Source organism: Pseudoduganella albidiflava, assembly GCF_004322755.1.
GTDB classification, from domain to species: domain Bacteria; phylum Pseudomonadota; class Gammaproteobacteria; order Burkholderiales; family Burkholderiaceae_D; genus Rugamonas; species Rugamonas albidiflava.
In genome coordinates this window covers 1,798,969-1,819,993 of record NZ_CP036401.1, presented here as the reverse complement: position 1 = coordinate 1,819,993, position 21,025 = coordinate 1,798,969, and the positions used below count along the sequence as shown (strand labels likewise).

General features: G+C 66.2%; 16 protein-coding genes and 4 tRNA genes. 2 read left to right on the top strand and 18 right to left on the bottom strand.

Annotated elements, in window-relative coordinates; all coding sequences use genetic code 11:
• Positions 1–66 precede the first annotated feature (66 nt).
• Positions 67–2,031 (top strand): NPCBM/NEW2 domain-containing protein, encoded by a 1,965-nt coding sequence (locus tag EYF70_RS07830; protein ID WP_131144898.1) that lies wholly within the window; start codon positions 67–69, stop codon positions 2,029–2,031.
• Between the two features lie 72 nt (positions 2,032–2,103).
• Positions 2,104–2,568 (top strand): acyl-CoA thioesterase, encoded by a 465-nt coding sequence (locus tag EYF70_RS07825; RefSeq protein WP_131144897.1) that lies wholly within the window; start codon positions 2,104–2,106, stop codon positions 2,566–2,568.
• Positions 2,569–2,616: 48 nt separating this feature from the next.
• On the opposite strand, the gene EYF70_RS07820 is transcribed toward EYF70_RS07825, so the two are convergent.
• The 18 genes from EYF70_RS07820 to recO form a co-directional block, all read right to left on the bottom strand.
• Positions 2,617–3,939 carry a sugar porter family MFS transporter gene (locus tag EYF70_RS07820; protein WP_131144896.1) on the bottom strand — a complete coding sequence of 441 codons (1,323 nt, stop codon included), beginning with the start codon at positions 3,937–3,939 and terminating at the stop codon, positions 2,617–2,619.
• Positions 3,936–5,582, bottom strand: coding sequence for a glycoside hydrolase family 32 protein (locus EYF70_RS07815; RefSeq protein WP_131144895.1), 1,647 nt, complete (start codon positions 5,580–5,582; stop codon positions 3,936–3,938). The genes EYF70_RS07820 and EYF70_RS07815 overlap by 4 nt, the downstream gene beginning before the upstream one ends.
• Before the next feature lie 94 nt (positions 5,583–5,676).
• Positions 5,677–8,559, bottom strand: coding sequence for a TonB-dependent receptor (locus EYF70_RS07810; protein WP_165497589.1), 2,883 nt, complete (start codon positions 8,557–8,559; stop codon positions 5,677–5,679).
• Positions 8,560–8,899: 340 nt separating this feature from the next.
• Positions 8,900–9,988: an ABC transporter ATP-binding protein gene (locus EYF70_RS07805; protein WP_131144893.1), complete on the bottom strand. Its 1,089-nt coding sequence runs from the start codon at positions 9,986–9,988 to the stop codon at positions 8,900–8,902.
• 138 nt (positions 9,989–10,126) lie between these two features.
• Complete coding sequence (locus EYF70_RS07800) at positions 10,127–11,089, bottom strand: family 43 glycosylhydrolase (protein ID WP_131144892.1); 963 nt, start codon at positions 11,087–11,089, stop codon at positions 10,127–10,129.
• A gap of 19 nt (positions 11,090–11,108) precedes the next feature.
• Positions 11,109–11,993: a carbohydrate ABC transporter permease gene (locus EYF70_RS07795; RefSeq protein WP_131144891.1), complete on the bottom strand. Its 885-nt coding sequence runs from the start codon at positions 11,991–11,993 to the stop codon at positions 11,109–11,111.
• On the bottom strand, positions 11,990–13,045 hold the full coding sequence (locus EYF70_RS07790) for a carbohydrate ABC transporter permease (protein ID WP_131144890.1): 1,056 nt from the start codon (positions 13,043–13,045) through the stop codon (positions 11,990–11,992). The genes EYF70_RS07795 and EYF70_RS07790 overlap by 4 nt, the downstream gene beginning before the upstream one ends.
• Entirely contained in the window at positions 13,042–14,337 is a 1,296-nt protein-coding gene (locus EYF70_RS07785) for an extracellular solute-binding protein (protein WP_165497588.1), read from the bottom strand. The genes EYF70_RS07790 and EYF70_RS07785 overlap by 4 nt, the downstream gene beginning before the upstream one ends.
• A gap of 20 nt (positions 14,338–14,357) precedes the next feature.
• The gene (locus EYF70_RS07780; protein WP_131144888.1) at positions 14,358–15,380 is read right to left on the bottom strand and encodes a LacI family DNA-binding transcriptional regulator; all 1,023 of its coding nucleotides are present in this window, start codon (positions 15,378–15,380) and stop codon (positions 14,358–14,360) included.
• Between the two features lie 262 nt (positions 15,381–15,642).
• Positions 15,643–15,716 (bottom strand) — tRNA-Cys (locus EYF70_RS07775).
• A gap of 55 nt (positions 15,717–15,771) precedes the next feature.
• Positions 15,772–15,847 (bottom strand) — tRNA-Gly (locus tag EYF70_RS07770).
• A gap of 39 nt (positions 15,848–15,886) precedes the next feature.
• A tRNA-Gly gene (locus EYF70_RS07765) sits at positions 15,887–15,962 on the bottom strand.
• A gap of 112 nt (positions 15,963–16,074) precedes the next feature.
• Positions 16,075–16,150: transfer RNA gene (locus EYF70_RS07760), tRNA-Gly, on the bottom strand.
• A gap of 89 nt (positions 16,151–16,239) precedes the next feature.
• The gene (gene pgsA / locus EYF70_RS07755; RefSeq protein WP_131144887.1) at positions 16,240–16,824 is read right to left on the bottom strand and encodes a CDP-diacylglycerol--glycerol-3-phosphate 3-phosphatidyltransferase; all 585 of its coding nucleotides are present in this window, start codon (positions 16,822–16,824) and stop codon (positions 16,240–16,242) included.
• Positions 16,825–16,969: 145 nt separating this feature from the next.
• Complete coding sequence (uvrC, locus tag EYF70_RS07750; protein ID WP_131148955.1) at positions 16,970–18,814, bottom strand: excinuclease ABC subunit UvrC; 1,845 nt, start codon at positions 18,812–18,814, stop codon at positions 16,970–16,972.
• Positions 18,815–18,866: 52 nt separating this feature from the next.
• A complete protein-coding gene (gene acpS, locus EYF70_RS07745; protein ID WP_131144886.1) occupies positions 18,867–19,265 on the bottom strand; it encodes a holo-ACP synthase in 399 nt (132 codons plus the stop codon).
• Positions 19,262–20,020 (bottom strand): pyridoxine 5'-phosphate synthase, encoded by a 759-nt coding sequence (pdxJ, locus tag EYF70_RS07740; RefSeq protein WP_131144885.1) that lies wholly within the window; start codon positions 20,018–20,020, stop codon positions 19,262–19,264. Before pdxJ ends, acpS begins: the two co-directional genes overlap by 4 nt.
• 84 nt (positions 20,021–20,104) lie before the next feature.
• Entirely contained in the window at positions 20,105–20,926 is an 822-nt protein-coding gene (gene recO, locus EYF70_RS07735; RefSeq protein WP_131148954.1) for a DNA repair protein RecO, read from the bottom strand.
• Between the last annotated feature and the right edge of the window lie 99 nt (positions 20,927–21,025).

The window sequence follows — 21,025 nt, the reverse complement described above, 5'->3', positions numbered from 1 at the left end:
TCGAAAGCGCCGGCGGATGCGGCACCGGCGATCGAAGCGACCTTTCACGACAAACAGGAGATACGCATGCAAGACCGCTGGTCCAGGATGAGTAAACAACGACAAGGTACCTTCCTTCGCAGCGTAGTCGTTGCAGCGGTCGCCTTGCTGGCCACGCAGGCGCATGGCAGTCCGGCGACCGATCCGCTGGCCCCGGCAGGCCGCTGGGAAGGCAATATGGGCGGCAGCGCCAGCACGCCGCCGATGGGCTGGAACAGCTGGAATGCGTTCCGGACGGAAGTCGACGAAGACAAGGTGATGGGCGCCGCGCGGGTGCTGGTCGACAGCGGGCTCGCGAAACTCGGCTACACGCAGGTCAACCTCGACGACGGCTGGTGGCTGAAGCGCCGCACCGGCGACGGCCGCCTGCAGATCCGTACCGGCATCTTCCCCTCGGCAGCCACCGGCGGGAAGGACGGCACCAGTTTCAAGCCCTTTACGGACAGGCTGCACGCCATGGGACTGAAAGCCGGTATCTATACGGACATCGGGCGCAACGCCTGTTCGCAAGCCTACGACCTGCATTCGCCCAACCTGCCGCAAGGCACGACCGCCGAGCGCGAGGTGGGCCTGGACGGCCACGTCACGCAGGACATCAACCTGTATTTCCGGGAATGGGGCTTCGACTACATCAAGATCGACGCCTGCGGGCTGGCCGACTTCGTGCCGGGTTCGGAGCTGGTGAAGAAACAGGACTATCGCGCGATGGCACCGCTGATCGAACGTAATTCGATCAACCGCACCGATATCGCCGCGGTGCGCGCCCGCTACGAAGCCGTGGCTGCGGCGCTGAAGGCGGCCCGGCCGGCCAACGACTACGTGCTGTCGATCTGCGCCTGGGGCATGGCCAATGTGCGCACCTGGGGCAAGGAGGTCGGCAACCTGTGGCGCACCAGCAGCGACATCACGCCCAGCTGGACCAGCATGCTGCACAACTTCGACAGCGCGGCGAAACGCCCGCTGTACGCGGGCCCCGGCCACTGGAACGATCCGGACATCCTGCACATCGGCCATGGCGACTTCGACGCCGCCCACCCGGTCGAAGTGCGTTCGCATTTCTCCTTGTGGGCGATGATCAATGCGCCGATGCTGGTCAGCTACGACCTGCGCAACGGCCCGGCATCGTTCCTCGCGGTGCTGGGCAACGCCGACGTGGTGCGCCTGAACCAGGACAAGGCGGGACACCAGGGCGTGGTGACCTACGATTCCGACGATGCGCAGATCATCGTCAAGACGCTGGGCGACGGGCAACGCAAGGCGGTGGCGCTGTTCAACCGCGGCGCATCCCCCGCCCCGGTAACGCTGCTGGCCAGGCACCTGAAACTGTCGGACAGCGCGCCGGTCACGCTGCGCGACCTATGGTCGAAGCAAAGCGTGACCTTCACCGGCGAGAAGGCCTTCACGCTCGCGCCGCGCGAGACGCTGGTGTTCGAGGCGACCGGCACGCGGCAGCTGGAGAACGGCGTGTACCTTTCCGAGATTCCCGGGTCGATCAACGTGGCCGTCGACGGCACGCGGCAGCCGCAGCCCGATCCGACCATCCACCGCATGATCGACCCGTGGTCGAACACCCGCTCCGGCGGCTCGCGGCCGCAATATGCCGGCTGGGGCGGCGCGCAGGCCGACACGACGCCATTCGGCCAGACCTTGCAGGTGGCGGGACAGGCGTTCGACTCGGGCATCGGCATCCTGGCCGACTCGCGGCTCCAGGTGAAGAACGATGCCGGCCATGCGGTGTTGACGGCCTCCGTCGGCGTGGATGACTCGACCGAGAACACCAAGCAGCCGGTGCGCTTCCACGTGTATGGCGATGGAAAACTGCTGGCCGAAAGCCCGCCGGTGGCCTTCGGCGCCAAGGCGCATCGGTTGAGGGCGGACATCCGGGGCGTGAAAGTCATCGAGCTGGTGGTACGGGGAGCGGCATCGGACGGTGCGGCGCCTGTCGTGGCGACCTGGGGGGATGTGCAGCTGGTGCGTGCGGCGGGCCGCTGAGAAGCCAGGCAGCGTTGGCCGGGCTGGTCCCGCCACCGGGCGCTACAATGCTGCCTTTGCCGTGGAGCCGCCGTGAACTGGGATTACCCCGAACCGCATGTCTTCCCCGTCAGCCCCGCCGCCGGCGATATCGACGGGCTGGACCATACCAACAATGCCGTGTACGTGCGCTGGTGCGAGCAGGCCGGCTGGTCGCATTCGGTCGCGCTGGGCCTCGACCTGGGCGACTACCGCCGGCTGAACCGGGCGATGGCGATCGGCAGCGCGGCCTACGACTACCTGCTGCCGACCGGCCTGGGGGACGGGCTGCTGCTGGGCACCTGGCTGGTCGCCACGGATGGCCGGCTGACGATGGAGCGCCGCTTCCAGCTGGTGCGCGCGGCGGACGGCGCCACGGTGATGCGCGGGCGCTGGCAGCTGGTGTGCATCGAGATCGACAGCGGAAAACCAAGGCGCATGCCGCCGGAGTTCTGCGCCGCCTATTTGCCGGCGGTGGTCGGCCAGGGTGAGCAAGGGCCGGCCGAAGGGGATGCTTGAAACCGCAGGCGAGCAAGCGCCTGCGGTGACATCCAGCCAGCTGCCAGGCTAGGCGACTTTTGCCGGGGCGTTCGCCATCACGCCCGCCATGTCTTCCAGCTTGACGCCGCGCGTTTCGGTGAAGTACCGCGCCACCACCACGAACTGCAGCACCATCGCGACGGCGAAGAACACGAACGGCAACCCGCTCGATCCCGCCGCCATCAGGGGGAACACGCCGGCGATGATGGCGTCCATCAGCCAGTGGGTCGAGGCGCCGAGGCTCTGGCCGCGCGCCCGCACCTCGGTCGGAAAGATCTCGGAGATATATACCCATACGACCGCCCCCTGGGAGAAGGCGAACGAAGCGATGAACAGGATGAGCGCCCACAGCAGCAGATCGCGGCCGCTGCCGGATAGCTGGATGGCCGCGGTGGCGGAGAGCGCCGCCACCATCCCGATCGAGCCGATCAGCAGCAGCGTCCTGCGCCCCACCCGGTCGATGACCGTCAGCGCCAGCAGGGTAAAGACCAGGTTGGTGGCCCCGATCATCACCGATTGCAGGTCCGCGGACATCTTGCCGAAGCCGGCCGCGGCGAAGATATCGTTCGAGTAGTAGAGAATCGCGTTGATGCCCGACAGCTGATTGAAAGCGGCGATCGTCACGGCCAGGAGCATCGGCTTGCGATGCCGCGCCCATGACAGGCGCGCACCGCCCCCGCGCTGGCCTTGCGCATACTGCCTCAGTTCTTCTTCCACGTCCGCCACTCCGATCTGGCGCAGCACGGCCGCCGCTTCCGCACGCCGCCCTTTCAGCGCCAGCCAGCGCGGGCTGTTCGGAATGATGAACACCAGTGCGAACAGCAGCAGCGACGGCAGCGCGGCGACCCCGAACTTCCAGCGCCATTCGTCCGCCCCCAGCGCCAGCATGCCGACCAGGTAGTTGCTCAGGTACGCCAGCAGGATGCCAAGGACGATATTGAACTGGAAGGCACCGACCATCATGCCGCGCCGGTTCGCCGGTGCGATCTCGGCCAGGTAGATCGGCGCCAGCACCGAGGAGGCGCCGATGGCGATCCCGCCCAGCACGCGCGCGCCGACCAGCACCGCCAGGTTCGGCGCCAGCCAGCAGCCCAGCGCCGACACGACATACAGCAGCGCGATGGCGCGCAGGCAATCGCGCGCGCCGAAGCGGTCGCCCGGACGGCCGGCGAACAGCGCCCCCAGCAGGGTGCCCCACAGCGCGCTGGACACGGTCATGCCGAGGGCCGCCGGAGCGAGATCGAATGCGGCGGACAAGCCTTGCGTGGTGCCGGCGATGACGGCCGTGTCGAAGCCGAACAGCAGGCCCGCCAGGCCGCCGACCAGGATTCCCTTCAGCAGTGTGTTCATCGGCCCGCGCCCTCCGTTGCGTTCGCGGGCTTGAGCTGGACCGGCTTCATCGACCAGGCCGACAGACCGGTCACGCCGGCCGTGCCGCCTTCGCTGAACAGGGCCATGTCTTTCGACGTACGGCCGGGGAATACCTGGTCGGTCAGCACGGCCTCGCCCTGGCCGGCGAACACCGTCACCGATCCGCCATCGACCAGGATGCGCATCGGCAGCTGGCCGCTGCGCAGCGCCACGGGGGCATGGTGGCGCGCTGCGAAGTCCGCGTGGAAGCCGGCCTGCCCGGCGCGACTGCGGTCGAGATAGACGGTGCCCTTCTCGCGGTCGTAGCCGACCTCGGTGTATTGGCCTCCGTGCGCCTGCACGCGAATGCCGGAATAGCGGGCGCTGCCGGGCTGCAGGCGCAGCTCGATTTCCAGCGCATCACCCGCCGCGGACGAGGATTGCACCGGCAGCACGCCGGGCGCCACCTGCGCCGAGGCCAATTCGGCCACGCGCTGCGCGCGCTGGCGCTTCAGTTCCGCCAGCGGCTGCTGCACCAGCCTGATCTTGCCATCCACCGTGGCCAGGCTCAGCTCACGCGGCACCGACTGGGCGCCGCGCCAGGGCGTGGTCGGCACTTGCTGGCCGTAGAGCCAGTTGTTCATCCAGCCGACCAGAAGCCGACGCCCGTCCGGCACGCCGTTGTAGGTCACGCCGGCGTAGAAGTCGGCGCCGTAGTCGAGCCACTGGACCTGCCCGTCCGAGGCGGCGCGGTCCCAGGTGAAGCGGGTGCCATCGAAGTCGCCCACGAAATACTGGGTGCCGGAGCCGCCAGCCGGATGGCCGGGGTTCTGGCTCATGACGAGCACCCACTTGCGGCGCGCCGGGTCGCCGTCGACCGGCAGCTCGAACAGGTCCGGGCACTCCCAGATACCGCTGACCGAACCGGCCGGGCCGAACTCGCTCATCAACTCCCACTTGAGCAGGTCGCGCGAGCTGTAGAACAAGGCCTTGTGCAGGTTGGGCAGCACCGCCACCATCACCCACTTCTTCTGCGGCTCGTGCCAGAACAGCTTTGGATCGCGGAAGTCCCGGTATTCGGCGGCGTAGGGTGCGGGCGGCAGCTCGATCACCGGGTTACCCGGGTACTGGGTCCAGCTGCGCCCGCGGTCCAGGCTGTACGCCAGCGACTGCGCCTGGGTACCGGCCTGGATGGTCTTGCCGGCCAAGGTGCGCGCCTGCGGGAACATCGCCGTGTACAGCGCCACCATGGCCGGCTTGCCGGGCTGTCCCAGGCCGCTGGCATTGGCATGGTCGACCACCGCGCTCCCGGAGAAGAACATCTGCGTGATCGCACCTTTCGCGTCCTTCTCGACCGGCAGTGCTGGCGGCAGCTCGGACCAGTTCAGCAGGTCCGGGCTGACCGCATGGCCCCAGGACATGTCGCCCCAGGCGTTGCCGCTGGGGTTGAATTGATAGAACAGGTGATATTCGCCGTCGTGGTACACCAGCCCGTTGGGGTCGTTCATCCAGTTGCGCTCGGGGCTGAAGGAAAGTTGGGGACGGTGATGCTCGCGGTAGACGGCATCCGGGGGCGGCGTGGCGCAGCCGGACAGCAGCAAGGCGCCCAGGCCCAGCGCTGGCAAAGCGGTTTTGAAAGTCATGACAAGGATCCCTTGATAAATCACAGTGGCGAAACATGGGCGGCGCGCCGGACCGGCCGGGCGCCACCCGCAGGAAAGGCAATGCGGGAGCGTCTCAGAAGCGGTAGTTGACGCTGAAGCGAATGGTGCGGCCGAACAGCGGCCGGGCCGCACCACGGTTACGCGTGCCGTCCGGCGTCAGCAGGTCCGCGACCAGCGCATCGCCTTCGGTGAACGACAGCTGGTTCGTGACGTTGGCCACGAACAGCTGGGTCGACAGGCGCTCGTTCACCTGGTACTGCGCTCCCAGGTTCAGCATGTAATACGCCGGCAGCAGCGTCACGTTGCGGTCGGTGGAATCGGAGAAACGCGAGCCGGTGACCTGGTACTGGCCATACACGGTGAGCGGAATGCCGGTGGCATGCGACAGGTCGTACGACGGCATGAAATTGAGCATGTGCCTGGCCAGGCGGCGCGAGCGCCGGCCATCTTCGCTGACCTGCTTGAACTCGTAGCCGCTGATAACGCCCTGCGCATCGCGCACACTGTCCACCACCGTGAAGCGGGCGCCGTTGATCTTGGGGTTCTGCAGCACCACGCTTCCCTTGAGTTCCAGCCCTTCGACGGCGGCTGGACGCCAGCTCAGTTCGACCTCGGCGCCGACGTTTTCCACGCCGCGCTTGTACAGCTGCGCGACCCGCGGGCAGGTCGATATCTGCGGCACCCCGCCCAGCGACACGCACTGCGGCGACTGGAAGTCGTCGTACTGGTTGATCTGGCTGCGCGGCGAGAAGTCGTTGTAGAACACCGCCACCGCCGCGCCGACGCCGCGCGTCAGGTAGCGCAGGCCCGCCTCGTACTGCTTGATCGTTTCCACCGCGTCGACTTCGATGGTGCGCCCCTCCACCACGACCGGCCGGGCCATGGCCAGGTTGTTCAGGTCTTCCACGCTCGGCAGCCGGAACGAATGCGATGCCAGCGCATACACGGCCAGGGGCTTGCCGAGGCTGTAGTTGGCGCCGATCGACCAGCCGAACGCGTGATACTTCTTGTCCAGCAAATTGGGCTTGCCCGGGAACTGGACCGCATCGTCGGCAACGGTGTCCTCCAGGGAGCCGGGGACCACATTGGCCGGGGTCAGGTTGGTGATGACCTCGCGCTCGCGCCGGTTCGCCCTCCCGTGGACGTTCTGCCAGCGCACGCCGGCGTCCACCTTCAGCCGGCTGCCCATGGTCTCCCAGTGATCGAGCAGATAGGCGGCGCTGCCCGCGGCCCTGACGTCGCTGTTCCAGCCGAACGAGCCCGGCAGCAGTGCCGCGCCGGTGGTCAGGCTCGGGCCTACCCGGTTACCGCTGGCGTCGACCACCGCCAGGTCGACCATGCGCGCATTTTCGGCGCTTTCGACGACCAGCAGCGAAGACTGGAACTGCGGCGAGAACGCATAGCGGCTCTTGTACAGGCCGAAGGTCATGTCGTGGGTACCGGCCAGTACAAAGGTCTTCTGCGCCTTCAGGTCGAGCGAGGTGCTGTGCGCCTTGGACTGGGTCACGAACGGGAGCAGGAAGTTCAGCAGCGCGTTCGGCTGCACGCGGCTGCCGTCGTTGAGGTACGTGCCGACCACGCCGGTGGCCCTGGCGTAGTTCTGGAGGAAGGCGTCGCGGCTGATGCCGGCGAACTGCGCACACGGATTGACCGCCGGGACGTTGAAGTAGCCGATCAGCTTGGCGTTTTTCAGGTCGCAGGCCAGGGCCGCGTTATGCGCCGGCGAGACCACGTCGTTCTGGTAGCGCGCCGCCAGGAAGTTGGTGGCCGAGCTGGTGTCATTGCCCGTGAAGGTCGCATTGAATCCGCTGGTGCCCCAGGTATGGCGCAGCCCCGACGACAGGCGCCAGCCGTTCTGCAGTTCATGCGACAGCTTCAAGGTCAGCATCCTGAAATTGGGATGAATGCCGTCGGCCTGGTCGATGGTGCGCTGTCCGTACTCGCCCAGCATCTGGAACTTGCGGTTGTAGGGCGATGCGGTGGTGCCGTGCGCGAACGGAATGCCGAGCGGCTCGATGGTGTCCTGCTCGAGCACGGTCGGCCTGGCCGGCGTGCCGCTCTCCGTAAAGCGCGGCACCGAGATCGGCAGGTTCTGGTAGAAGGCGGTGCGGTCGTTCAGCAGCAGGGCGTCGACGCGCGCCTGGGTCTTGCGGTCATTGCTAGTCCAGACCAGGTTGCCGCGAATCTGGCCGCCCTTGTCGGCGGTGTAGCCGGTATCGCGGATGCCATCGCTCTTGCGAACGAAGCCGCCCACGGCATAGGTCAGGTTGTTGTTGATTGGACCGGACAGGTAGGCATCGTGGCGGAAGAAGCCGTAGTCGGCGTACTCGAACTTGTAGCCGCCTTCGAGCTTGTCGCCGCCGGTGCGGGTGACGTAGTTGACGGCCGCGCCCAGGCCGTTCGAATACAGGATGCCGCCGGTGCCGCCCTTGACGACTTCGACGTTCTCGGTCATCAGGTCGGTACGGATGAACACGTCGTTGTTCATGAACGGCACTTCCGGGTCTTCGTACGCCGGCAAGCCGTCGATCAGCTGCGGCGAGAAGCGGTAGCCGCCGATCACCGGCAGGCCGCGCACGGTGATGTTGTTGCTGGCCTCGCCGGCGGTGCTGCCCTCGGCGTAGATGCCGGGAATGTTATTGAGCAGGTCGGCGGTGCTCATCGGCGCGAGCTTGAGGATCTCTTCCGAGCTGAGGGTATTGATCGAGAACGTGGCATTTTTCTTGGTGGTGACACGGGTGACGCCCGTGACGATCACCACGTTCTTCGGCTCGGCGCCCTGGCTCCCCGCTTGATCCGTGCCCTGCTCCGCCGGGGCTGCGGCAAGCTGTTCGGTATTCGGCCCGGACGCGGTTTCCTGCGCGGCGGCCTGCTCTTGTGCGAACACGGCGGCCGGGAACAGGCAGATGGCCAGTGCGGCGGAACGTCCCAGATAACGTGCAATCGAATAACGCATAGATGTTGTCTCCTTCATTGTTTTTGATGTCGCCCTTGGTGGTGGTTTCAGCGCCAGCGTTTCGCCATCCGTCCGAACCTTCCGTGTTGTTGTTTTCCGTCGTGGGTCGTTCTCCTTGTCGAAACGAATAAAATGTCCACCGTTGTCATCGTAGCCACGGATTCTCTATTTGTCTATCGTTGTCATTTGTCTGGACAGTGACGATGTCCAACGTGCGACATTTTCGCAACGCTACCCTGTTCGAGTGGAGTGCGCCACGCCCAGCCGCGCCATGCCGACGGCCAGCTTGAACGGCGAGCCGCCGACGCGGGCCGGCCGTTCGCCACAGGCACCAATCAGGCTATTCCGGGCCATCGGCGGGCCGCGTAGCGTCGATGCGCCGGCCCTGTTCATCGAAGACGTGGAGTTGTCCCGCGACCGGGCCGACCGCCCAGGTGCTGTCCGCGCGCGGCGGCTCGCCGCGCATCGCCACCACCAGCGGCCGGGCGATGCCGGGCACGCCGATGTGCACATGGGATTCGGCGCCCAGGCGCTCGACCAGCAATACCGTGCCGCGCAGCGGACCGTCCGGATCGGGCGCCAGGTGCTCCGGACGCAGGCCCACCGTGACCTTGCGCCCGACCGCGCCCGCATAGGGCCATGCCAGCCGGCTTGCCGTGCCGACTGTCACGCCACCGGCGCCGGCCACGCCATCGACCAGGTTCATCCTGGGGCTGCCGATGAAGCCGGCAACGAACACGTTGGCAGGCCGCTGGTACAGATGCATCGGGCTGCCGACCTGCTGCACGCCGCCGGGACCCAGGACCACGATGCGGTCGGCCAGCGTCATTGCCTCGACCTGGTCGTGCGTCACGTAGACCATGGTCGCCTTCAGTTGCTGGTGCAGGCGGGCGATCTCGACGCGCATGTCGGCGCGCAGGGCCGCATCCAGGTTCGACAGCGGTTCGTCGAACAGGAAGGCGCGCGGCTTTCGCACGATGGCGCGGCCGATCGCCACGCGCTGGCGCTGCCCTCCAGAGAGCTGCGGCGGGCGGCGTTCCAGCAAGTGCTCGAGCTGCAACAGCTTCGCCACCGCGCGCACCGCTGCCTGGATCTCCGCCTTCGGCGTCCTGGCAAGGCGCAGGCCGAACGCGATGTTCTCGAACACGCTCATGTGCGCATACAAGGCGTAGTTCTGGAATACCATCGACAGGCCGCGCCTGGCGGGCGGCGTTTCGTTGATGCGCTCCCCATCGATGCGGATCTCGCCGCCGCTGATCTCCTCCAGTCCGGCGATCATGCGCAGCAAGGTGGACTTGCCGCAGCCGGACGGACCGACCAGCACGACGAACTCGCCGTCCTCGATGGTAAAGCTGATGCCCTGGAGGATCGGGGTATGTTCCTGTCCCGGGTATGCCTTGGCAACATCCTGGAGGACGATCGATGCCATGCCTTTCTCCTTATTTGCAGTGAACCGCGAACGCCGGAACGGTCAGGCCCTGGTCAAGCCGGATGCTGCCATCCGCTCGTTCCAGTGATGCATGACCGGTCTCCGCCGCCGCGCCCTGTCTATCGTTGTCATTTTCGGTCAAGTCACCAGCGCGTAGCGGCCATCTTCCAGCGCGAGCGCGATCGGATCGCCGATCCCGCCCAGGAAGCCGCCGTCCGGGCCCGTGTCCTCGAAGGCCAGCAGGCAGTCGCCGCCGGTGACGGGGTCGGCCAGGATCTTGCCGGCATAGCGGCGGCATGGCACGTCGCCGTCCAGGAAGCGCTCGGCGGGACGCCATGGCCCGAGCGGATCGCCTGCCACCAGGTACGAGGTGCCGGACACCCCGCCGCCGTGCTGTGCGCGCAGTGCTGGCGCCCAGTGCTCGCGGGCATTGCAGAAAGTGCAGAACCACTGGCCGTCGCGCTCGAATACCTGCGGCACTTCCAGCTGGCCGTAATGCCCGCCGTCATACACCGGCGCGGTGGCTTCCCATGTGACCAGGTCGTCCGATACCGCATGCCCGATCACGCCGCGTTCGAACTTCCCGCCCTGATTGCGGCGCGCGGTGAAGAACATGTGGTATTTGCCGTCGATCTTTTCGGCCAGCACGTACGGGTCGCGCAGGGCGCGGTCGTGCCAGCCGCCGTCCTCGTGTTCTTCGTAGAAGCGCTCGTCCAGGTCCAGCGCCAGGCCGTTGCCCACGCGCGTCCAGGGGCCATCGATCGAGGCCGCGGTGGCGTGCCCGATGCGCTGGCGCAGGCCGTTCTCGGCACGGCAGGTGCCGGTATAGAACAGGTGGTAGCAGCCTTCGGCCTTGATCACCGAACCGGTCCAGGTGGTGTAGTCGTCCCATGCGGGCGTCGCCGCCGGGCCGAACACCCGGCCCTTCACGCTCCAGTTGCGCAGGTCGGTCGAGACGGCGTGGCCGATCGACACATGCCAGTGGCGCAGGTCGGAATTGCCGATGCTCCGGTCGGCCTGCAGGAAAAACAGGTGCTGCATGCCGTCTTCGGCGTAATGCCAGAAGTCCCAGACGTATTTGTCGTCGAGTTTGAGTGCCATGTCGAGGTAGGAGTGAGGGTTAGCCTTTGATGCCGGAACCTGCCACCGAGGCCACGAACTGCCGCTGGAATGCCAGGAACACCGCGAGTACCGGCAGCGTGATCACCGATGCGTAGGCCATGATCTGCCCCCACGAATTGGTGCGGCCGAAAAATTGCTGGATGCCTGGCTGGACCGGCCGGAACGCTTCCGACTGGATCACCATGATGGGCCACAGGTACTGGTTCCAGGCGCCGACGAAGAGAATGATGGCGGCGGTGGCGATCACCGGTCCGCTGTTGGGCATGATGATGCGCAGGTAGACCGTCCAGGGGCCGGCGCCGTCCATCTTGGCGGCTTCGTCCAGCTCGGCCGGGATGTCGCGGAAGAACTGGTAGAACAGGAAGGTGCAGAAGGCATTGGCGACGAACGGAATGATCTGCACGTGCAGGCTGTTGAACCAGCCGATCTGGAGGCCCGGCCCGCCCGGCCCGATGACCGGCCAGGGCAGGTGCGCCACCAGCGACAGCAGCGGTATGGCGATCACTTCGAACGGCACGATCACCAGCGCCACCACCACGCCCAGCACGACATGGCGGCCGCCCCAGCGCATGCGCGCAAGGGCGAAGGCGAGCATGCTGTTGAGGAACACACCGGCGACCACGGTGCACACCGCAACGATGGTCGAATTGAGCAGGAAGCGCGGCAGGTCGCTCTTCTGGAAAATGGCGCGGTAGTTGTCCATCGACCAGCCGGGGCCGGGAACATAGGTCGACCAGTGGGCCAGGTTCTCGAATACCGCCGTGTCGCCCTTGAAGGAAGCGGCGAACATGAAGGCCAGCGGCATCGCGAAAACCAGGCCAAGGCCGGCCATGATCGCCAGCAGCAGCGCCTTGCGCAACAGGGTCCGCAGGGGTTGCTTCATCGGGCCGCTCCCTTCACGGCCAGCATGCGCTGGAGCGCCGATACGCCCAGCACGATCATGAAGAACACCAGCGCGATGGTCGAACCGTAGCCGATATCCTGCTCGTGGAAGCCCTTGCGCACCGCGTGGTACACCACGGTCGAGGTGGAATCCAGCGGACCGCCCAGCGTCATCACATCCACCTGGGTAAACAGGCCGAAGGCCAGCAGCGTGGTCGACACCAGCACGAAGACGATGGTGTTGCGCAGGCCCGGCAGCGTGACATGCACGAAGCGCTGCCAGGCGTTCGCGCCCATCAGCGTGGCGGCTTCGTACTGCTCGGGCGGAATCGACTGCAGGCCGGCCAGGAACACCAGCATCTGGAAGCCGGCGCCCTGCCAGGCCGACATCAGCGCGATCGAGGCCAGCGCCAGGCGCGGATCGCCCAGCCAGTCGGGTCCGGCGCCGGGATCGTCCATCAACGCGCGCAGCAGTTCGTTGATCAGGCCACGGTCGGTGTTGAGGAGGAACGACCAGACGATCGACGCCACCACCATCGAGGTCACCACCGGCGCGAAGTAGACGGTGCGAAAGAAAATCCGGCCGCGCAGGCGCTGGTTGACCAGGATCGCCAGCCCGAGCGCGGCACCGCACTGCAGCGGCAGCACCAGCAAGGCGAACAGGAACGTATTGACCAGCGAACGGACAAACAGCGGATCTCGCGCGGCCAGCACGTAGCGGGTGGCGCCCAGGTCGACATGGAAGGCGGGACGGTAGCCGGCCAGTCCAGGACGCGCCTGCCGGCTCTGGCGCCAGGTCGGAAACCGCACGTCCTCCTCTCCAGCCTGGCGCTGGTCGGCCTGCACCGTCAGGATCGTCACCGACAGGAGGCGCGCGTAGTTGTCCAGGCCGACGAAGCGTGTCGGCTCCGGCGAGACCAGCCGGTGGTTCGTGAAGGTGGCCCCCGCCGCCAGCAGCAGCGGCAGCAGGATGAAGGCGAAGAACAGCAGCATGGCTGGCGCGGCGAAGGAGCCGATCGCCCAGATGCTGTCCTGGCCAAGCCTGGCCGTCATTGCGCCGCTCCCACCTGATTGGCTGAAGAGAAACCATAACCATTGTTGCGCGCGATATCGTGCTCGATCGCTTCGACGGCTTCGTCCAGCGCCTCGGCCGGATCCTTCCCGGCGCGCAGGTCCGACAGGGTCTTCTCGAACACGGCCGACATCGCGGGATAGGCCGGCGTGGCGGGCCGCGGCAGCGCGTAGCGTTGGGCAAACTCGAAATAGATGCGGCGCGCGCCGCCTTCACGGTAATGCTCGGTCAACGCGGCCGCCTCGCGGCTGACCGGCACGTGGCCGGTGGCGCGCGACATGGCTGCCATCTCTCCGGTGCCGATCAGGTGCGCCAGCAAGGCGGCGGCCCCCTCGGGATGCCGGCAATCGCGGGAGATGGCCCATTGCCACGATGCCGCGCCGATGCGCGGACCGTGGCCGAAGTCGGGAGGCGGCATCACCACCAGGTCGGATCCGAACAGGCGGTCGTAGTCGTCGGACTTCCAGGAACCCGTGTAGTGGAACAGCGCCCGGCCCTGTTCGAAGGCGCGCTCGTCGGCCGGATTTCGCTCGACCAGGCCTTCCGCGTAGAGCGACGCATAATAGCGCGCCACGCCAAGCGCGGACGTACCATTGAGCACCCCATCCGCCCGCAGATAGCTGGAACGGTCGATCAGGTCGGCCCCGGCGCTTTGCAGCCAGGGCAGGAACGCATAGCTCGGCCACTCGGCGCGCGAGCGGCCGTTCACGTCGAAGGGAAAGCGGGCAATCTTGCTCTGCTTGGCCTTCACCAGGATAGCGTGGAACTCGCGGGCACTATAGGGCCGGTCGATGGTGGCGATGCGCACGCCCAGCGCCGCCAGTTGCGCGCGGCGCGAAAACAGCGCCAGCGTCACGTCGAACTGGCCCACGCTGTACAGCTTTCCGCGGTAGGTGCCGCGCCCGCCGGGCAACAGGCGTGCCACCGCGTCGCGCGGCAGCAGCGAGTCGAGCGCGCGCACGTGACCGGCCCAGGCGAAATTGGGCACGGTGGGCTGGTCGATCGCGAGCACGCAGGGCAATTGCCTGACCATCGACGCCGCAGTGATGGCGCTGGTATAGGTCGATTGCGGCATGGCCTCGACCACCACCTTCCATTTTTCCTGGCTGGCGTTGAAGCGCGCCACGGCGGCGCGCCCGGCGGCCATTTCGGCGTCGCCAGTATCGTGGCGCCACATGCGGATCTCGAGCGGCGCGGCGGCGCCCGGCGTGCTGTACATCGCCGTCCATGCCGCCAAGGCAGCCAGCAGAGCACCCGGAGCCAGCCGGCTCATGTGCGCTCCCATGTGCGCTCTCATTTGCGCTTCGTCTTGGCTGGCCTGGTGACGGTACCGCGTTCCACGCCAAGGCACGGCACCCGCACCGTGTCCGCGACGGCGTCGCCGGAAAACGCGTAGCGCGCGGCCAGCGCACCCATCTCGCGGTACGGAAGGGACACCGTGGTCAAGCCTGGATCGAGCGCCTCCGAGATGAGACGGAAGTCGTCGAAGCCGACGACCGATACATCGTCCGGCACGCGCAATCCGCGCCGTTGCAGGATGAAGATGGCGCGCATGGCCATCTTGTCATTGCCGCACAAGATGGCGGTGGGCCGGTCCGCGCTGGCGAACAGCCGGTCGATGGCGTCTTCCAGGTGGCTGAACTCGGCGTCGGGAATCGGCAGCGCGCCGTGCAGCATCCACTCCTCGCGTGGCCTGACCCCGTGCTCGCGCATGGCGCGCAGAAAACCCTGGAGGCGCAGCCTGGTCGCCACCATGTTATCGATCAGCTGCAGCAGGGCGATTTTCTTGTGGCCCGCCTTGAGCACCAGCTGGGCGGCCGCGTACCCGCCGCCCTCGTCGTCGGGCACGATCTGCGGAAAGCGCGCCGGGCTCTCGAAGCAGTTGACCAGCACGGTCGGTGTCGCGCCCAGGGCAGGCCCGATCGTCACGTGCGCGTGGTGCGGCGTGGCGAACATGATCGCTTCGACGCGGCGCTCGCGCATGTCGGCCACCAGCCGGCCGGCCGTGCCGGGGTGGCCGCCGGTTTCGCCGATCAGCAGCATCTTGCCGAACTCTTCGCAGACGGACTGGATGCCCTTGATGATCTCGGAAGAGTCGGGCGTGGTGGTCAGCTGTTCAGCGATCACCGACACCAGATCGGTCGGCCGGCCGCGCAGCATGCGCGCCGCCGCCGACGGTGCGAAGTCGAGCGCCTGCATGGCCTGCTCGATCTTCGCGCGAGTCTTGTCGGACACCGACGAGGCATCGTTGAGCACCCGCGACACCGTCTTGATCGACACCCCGGCCTTTTCGGCCACGTCATGAATTGTTGACACTTGTCTCCCATCCCGGCGGCATGAGCCCTTCTTGCCGCGCCATGTCTATCGTTGTCATTTTGTGAATGGTAGAACTTTATGAAGACCTGGTCAATAAGTTCTGTGGGGTCCGGGCTGCTTGGCGCTGCAAGCATTGCACCGGCGGGAAGAAAGGCTCGATCGACGTCAGCGGCCCGCCATGCTGCTGCACGTGACGCGTATTCGACTGAGGGGAAGCGGTGAAAACGACACCGGCCCCAGAAGGGGCCGGTTCGGAAATATATGGAGGCGAGGACGGGAGTCGAACCCGTCTAGACGGCTTTGCAGGCCGCTGCATAACCGCTTTGCTACCTCGCCAGAGGGAACTTTTACTGAAGACCCCAGCCGGTTATGAGCTGAAATCCTGGAAACCTGGAGCGGGAGAAGAGTCTCGAACTCTCGACCTCAACCTTGGCAAGGTTGCGCTCTACCAACTGAGCTACTCCCGCATGGAGTGAATCTTTACTGCTGGCTCCGCGTCTTTCGACTGGAGCGGGAGAAGAGTCTCGAACTCTCGACCTCAACCTTGGCAAGGTTGCGCTCTACCAACTGAGCTACTCCCGCATTTCAGGAACCGCCTGCACTAAGCTTCATGCACTAAGCGCTACATTATCGCAGAAACATCAAACGATGCACAGCGAATTGTTGACTCAACACTAAACGCCTCAAGCACATTTGGAGCGGGAGAAGAGTCTCGAACTCTCGACCTCAACCTTGGCAAGGTTGCGCTCTACCAACTGAGCTACTCCCGCTTCGTGCTTGCTGCTGCGTCGTCATCAACAACAGGCCAGCATTATAGAGGATCGGAACGGGCTGTCAAGGGAGAAACTAAAAATACTGTTTAGCTCAAATTGCCCGAGCGTTCCTTGATCAGCGGCCAGGCCTTTTTCAGGTAGTAGAACATCGACCAGACCGTCAGCACGCTGGCCAGCCACAGCAGCTTTTCACCCCAGAAGCGCGTATCGATGGCGCCGAAGAGCACGTCGTAGTACAGCAGCGCCGGCAGCGCCGTCATCTGCGCGGCCGTCTTGATCTTGCCGATGGAATTGACCGCCACCGATTTCGATGCGCCGATCTGGGCCATCCATTCGCGCAGCGCGGAGATGGTGATCTCGCGGCCGATGATGATGAAGGCGAGGATCGCGTTGCAGCGGTCCAGCTGCACCAGCACCAGCAGCGCGCCGGCCACCATCAGCTTGTCCGCCACCGGATCGAGGAAGGCGCCGAAGGCCGAGGTCTGGTTCCAGCGGCGCGCCAGGAAGCCGTCGAACCAGTCGGTGATGGCGGCCACGATGAAGACGACGGTGGCGGCCAGGTTGCGGTCCTCCAGCGGCAGCCAGGCGGGAGGGAGGTAGAACACGCCCACGACCAGGGGGATCAGCGCAACGCGCAGCCAGGTCAGCAGGATCGGTATGTTGAATGGCATAAGTGAGGCAAAAGCGGCGGGTAAAGGCGGCGACTGTAGGAATAGTGATAACGCGCCGCTAGTCTACCTTGCCGACCGGGGTAATGCCAGCAAGCACGGTTCAGCAGAACGCCGGCCACGGTCCGTCCTGCTATCGCGCGGCCGCTCAATGCAGGCGGCGGTAGATTTCTTCGGCGAGCTTCGCGGATATGCCCTCGACGGACATCAGGTCCTCGACGCTGGCATTCGATACGCCACGCAGGCCGCCGAAGCGCGCCAGCAGGCGCTGGCGGCGCTTTGCGCCAATCCCTTCGATCTCTTCCAGCGTGGACGTCTGGCGCGTCTTGGCGCGCTTGGCGCGCATGCCGGTAATGGCGAAGCGGTGCGCCTCGTCGCGGATCATCGCCACCAGCATCAGGGCGGCCGATTCCTTGCCCAGTTCCTGCGGCGCGCGGCCGTCGACGAACATCAGCGTTTCCAGGCCCACTCTCCTGCCCTCGCCTTTCGCCACGCCGACGATCAGGCTGATGTCGAGCCCCAGTTCGACGAACACCTGGCGCGCCATCTCCACCTGGCCCTTGCCGCCGTCGATCAGCACCACGTCCGGCATCACGCCATCGCCGTTCGCCACCTTCTCGTAGCGGCGCATCAGCACCTGGCGCATCGCCGCGTAATCGTCGCCGGGCGTGATGTCGTTGATGTTGTAGCGGCGGTATTCGCTGTTCTGCATCTGGTGGTGGTGGAACACCACGCAGGAGGCTTGCGTGGCTTCGCCCATCGTGTGGCTGATGTCGAAGCATTCCACGCGCAGCGTTTCCAGGTCCTCGTTTTCCAGGCCCAGCACGTCGGCCAGGGCGCGCGTGCGCGATTGCTGCGAACCCTGTTCGGACAGCAGCCGCGCCAGCGCGATCTCGGCGCCCTTCTGCGCCAGCTCGAGCCACTGGCGGCGCTGGCCCTGCGGTTGGAACAGCAGGTTGATGCGGTGGCCGCACTGCTCCTGCAAGGCCAGGATCAGCTCCGGCTGGTCGAATTCGATATTCAGGATCAGCACGCCGGGGATGGTCTTTTCCGTGTAGTGCTGGACCAGGAAGGCCGACAGCACCTCGACATCCATCGGCAGTTCGGCCACGGCCTCGGCATCCATCACATGCGTGGGGAAGTAGGCGCGGTCGCCCAGGTGGCGGCCGCCGCGCACCATGGCGAGGTTGACGCAGGCGCGGCCGCCCTGCACCACCACGGCGATGATGTCGACGTCGGAGTCCGAGGTTTCCATGCTTTGCTGGTGCAGCACCTTCGACAGCGACTGGATCTGGTTGCGCACCGCGGCAGCCTGCTCGAACTTCAGGTCGGCGGCGAAGCCGTGCATCTTCTGCTCCAGCTCCTCCATCACCTCGGTGGTGCGGCCGCGCAGGAAGCGCGCGGCATTGTTCACGTCGACCCGGTAATCCTCGGCACTGATCGCGCCCACGCATGGCGCGCTGCAGCGGCCGATCTGGTTCAGCAGGCAGGGCCGCGTGCGGTTCTGGTAGACGCTGTCCTCGCAGGTGCGCAGCATGAACACGCGCTGCAGGATCTGCATCGATTCCTTGACCGCCCACGCGGACGGGAACGGGCCGAAGTACTGGTTCTTCTTGTCGACCGCGCCGCGGTAGTACACCATGCGCGGCACCGCGTCGCCCGTCAGCTTCAGGTAGGGGTACGACTTATCGTCGCGAAACAGGATGTTGAAGCGCGGCTGCAGCGTCTTGATCAGGTTGTTCTCGAGGATCAGCGCTTCGGCTTCGCTGCGCGTGACCGTCGTCTCCAGCCTGGCGATGCGCTCGACCATCATGGCGATGCGCGGGCTGGACAGGTTCTTCTGGAAGTAGTTCGACACGCGCTTCTTCAGGTCGCGCGCCTTGCCCACGTAGAGCACCTTGTCTTCCGCATCGAAGTAGCGGTACACGCCGGGCAGGTTCGGCAGCTTGGCCACGGTGGCCAGGACCTGCTCGCGCGCCGACGGCGCCGCCATCGTCTCCGGTGCCGCTGCCGCTACCGCTGCCGCCGTGTTCTCCACTTTCATCTCACTCATCAAGCTTCTCCACGATCACGAACGCGACCGCGTATTCCTCTTCATCGCTGACGGTGACCTGCGCCGCCAGCTGGTTGTGCTCCATGTATTGTTTCAGATCGCCGCTGCAGACGATGCACGGCTTGCCCAGCGCATCGTTGAGCAGCTGCGCGGCGGGCCATGTCATGGGCGGGCGCAGGCCCAGGCCGAGCGCTTTCGAGAACGCTTCCTTGGCGGCGAAGCGGGTGGCCAGGTAGCGCACGCCGCGCACCGCGTTGCGTTCGCTGCGGGCGCGGAACACCGCCAGTTCGTCGGGACCGAGCACGCGGCGCGCGAAGCGTTCACCCTGGCGCGCCAGCGCTTCGCCGATGCGGGGAACCTTGCAGATGTCGGTGCCGATCCCGTGGATCATCGCGCTCCCAGGCGCGTGGAGACCATGATGGCCTTCATCTCGCGCACGGCGTTTTCCCAGCCGACGAACACCGAATGGGCGACGATCGCGTGGCCGATGTTCAGTTCCTCGATCTGCGGGATGGCGGCGATGGCCTGCACGTTGGTGTAGTGCAGGCCGTGGCCGGCGTTGACCTTCAGGCCGTGGCGCACGCCCCATTGCACGCCGTTGCGCACGCGTTCCAGTTCACGCTGCTGTTCCTCGCCCTGCGCATCGGCGTAGGCGCCGGTATGCAGTTCGATGACGGGCGCGCCGACATCGGCCGCGGCCTGGATCTGCGCTTCGTCGGCATCGATGAACAGGCTGACGCGGATGTTCTCGCCCTGCAGCTGCTTCACCGCGGCGGCCACTTCCTTGTGGAAGCGCACCACGTCCAGCCCGCCCTCGGTGGTGATCTCGGTGCGCTTTTCCGGCACCAGGCACACGTCCGCCGGCTTGATGCGGCAGGCGAAATCGATCATCTCCTGCGTGACCGCCGCTTCCAGGTTCATCCGCGTGACCAGTTGCGGCGCCATGCGGATCACGTCTTCATCCTTGATGTGGCGGCGGTCTTCGCGCAGGTGCAGCGTGATGCAGTCGGCGCCGGCCTGTTCGGCCAGCAGAGCGGCGCGCACCGGGTCGGGGTATTGGGTGCCGCGCGCGTTGCGCAGCGTGGCCACGTGGTCGATATTGACGCCCAGGTCGATCATCGTGCCGGAGGGGTGCAGGAAGCTCATGGTCTCTTCTTTTTACGGTTGCTATGAGGTTTGCTATGACGTTTGCTATTGCGGTCGCTATTGCGGTTGCTGTTGCGCTTGGCACTACAGTTGCATCAGGTCGATCAGGATCTGGCGCGTGTTCAGCGGCGCGCCGTTCAGCTGGTGCGCCAGCAGGAAGCGCATCAGCTGCTTGCTCTGCGCCTGCGTGGCCGGATCGGTGTATTCCTCGCGCTGCATGTCGAGCAGCGTCTTGCCGGCCACGCGGGGCGCCGTGTCGTCGTCGCGGGCGGGCCGCGGGCCGCGCTCGGGATCGACCACGTACTGCACGGCCGCCTTCACCTTGCCGCGCGTGTCCGCGCAGCGCGTGAGGTCCGCGGCCACCCCGGTCTCTTTAAGTAAGGCCGTTTCGAACTTTCGCAAGACGATCGGCGGCGGCTCGTTGTGGGCCAGCTGGTTCAGCGTCGACACGTAGTGGTCGAACAGCGCCGGGTGCGCGTCGTCGCGCGCCAGCAGCTTGACCAGCAGCTCGTTGAGGTAGAAGCCGCACAGCAGCGCGGTCTTTTCCAGCGGCAGCAGGCCGCCGACCCAGTCGGCATCGGTCAGCGTGCGCAGCTCGTTCTTGCCGGTCCAGCCGGTGGACAGCGGCTGGAACGTCTGCAGCACGCCGCGCAGCTGCGAGTGCGGCCGCTTGGCGCCTTTTGCGATCAGCGCCACGCGGCCGAAATCGCGCGTCAGCAGCTCGACGATCAGGCTGGTTTCCTTGTACGGATAGCTGTGGAGGACGAAGGCGGGCTGTCCGCTGACGCGGGTGCCCACGGTGCGCGGCGCGGTACGCTTGCGGGCCTGCTGGGGTGGCGCCGCGGCCGGGGCCGGCGCCGGGACCGATTTAAGCAAATAGGCGACGGCGTTGTCGCGCACTTCCATGGCCGGGCTCGGGCTTGCGCTGGCGGTCGTTTCATTGCCCGGCACGGTGGCGGGGTCTTGCTCGCTGGTAGCGATATCGACGGCGTTTTCGGCCAGCGC

Excerpts from the sequence above, each read along its gene's own strand:
- EYF70_RS07810 (WP_165497589.1), bottom strand. The coding sequence starts at position 8,559 with ATGCGTTATTCGATTGCACGTTATCTGGGACGTTCCGCCGCACTGGCC.
- EYF70_RS07815 (WP_131144895.1), bottom strand. The coding sequence starts at position 5,582 with ATGACTTTCAAAACCGCTTTGCCAGCGCTGGGCCTGGGCGCCTTGCTG.
- EYF70_RS07785 (WP_165497588.1), bottom strand. The coding sequence starts at position 14,337 with ATGAGCCGGCTGGCTCCGGGTGCTCTGCTGGCTGCCTTGGCGGCATGG.
- pgsA (WP_131144887.1), bottom strand. The coding sequence starts at position 16,824 with ATGCCATTCAACATACCGATCCTGCTGACCTGGCTGCGCGTTGCGCTG.
- EYF70_RS07820 (WP_131144896.1), bottom strand. The coding sequence starts at position 3,939 with ATGAACACACTGCTGAAGGGAATCCTGGTCGGCGGCCTGGCGGGCCTG.
- acpS (WP_131144886.1), bottom strand. The coding sequence starts at position 19,265 with ATGATCCACGGGATCGGCACCGACATCTGCAAGGTTCCCCGCATCGGC.
- EYF70_RS07830 (WP_131144898.1), top strand. The coding sequence starts at position 67 with ATGCAAGACCGCTGGTCCAGGATGAGTAAACAACGACAAGGTACCTTC.
- EYF70_RS07790 (WP_131144890.1), bottom strand. The coding sequence starts at position 13,045 with ATGACGGCCAGGCTTGGCCAGGACAGCATCTGGGCGATCGGCTCCTTC.
- recO (WP_131148954.1), bottom strand. The coding sequence starts at position 20,926 with ATGGAAGTGCGCGACAACGCCGTCGCCTATTTGCTTAAATCGGTCCCG.
- pdxJ (WP_131144885.1), bottom strand. The coding sequence starts at position 20,020 with ATGAGCTTCCTGCACCCCTCCGGCACGATGATCGACCTGGGCGTCAAT.
- EYF70_RS07800 (WP_131144892.1), bottom strand. The coding sequence starts at position 11,089 with ATGGCACTCAAACTCGACGACAAATACGTCTGGGACTTCTGGCATTAC.
- uvrC (WP_131148955.1), bottom strand. The coding sequence starts at position 18,814 with ATGGCGGCGCCGTCGGCGCGCGAGCAGGTCCTGGCCACCGTGGCCAAG.
- EYF70_RS07795 (WP_131144891.1), bottom strand. The coding sequence starts at position 11,993 with ATGAAGCAACCCCTGCGGACCCTGTTGCGCAAGGCGCTGCTGCTGGCG.
- EYF70_RS07805 (WP_131144893.1), bottom strand. The coding sequence starts at position 9,988 with ATGGCATCGATCGTCCTCCAGGATGTTGCCAAGGCATACCCGGGACAG.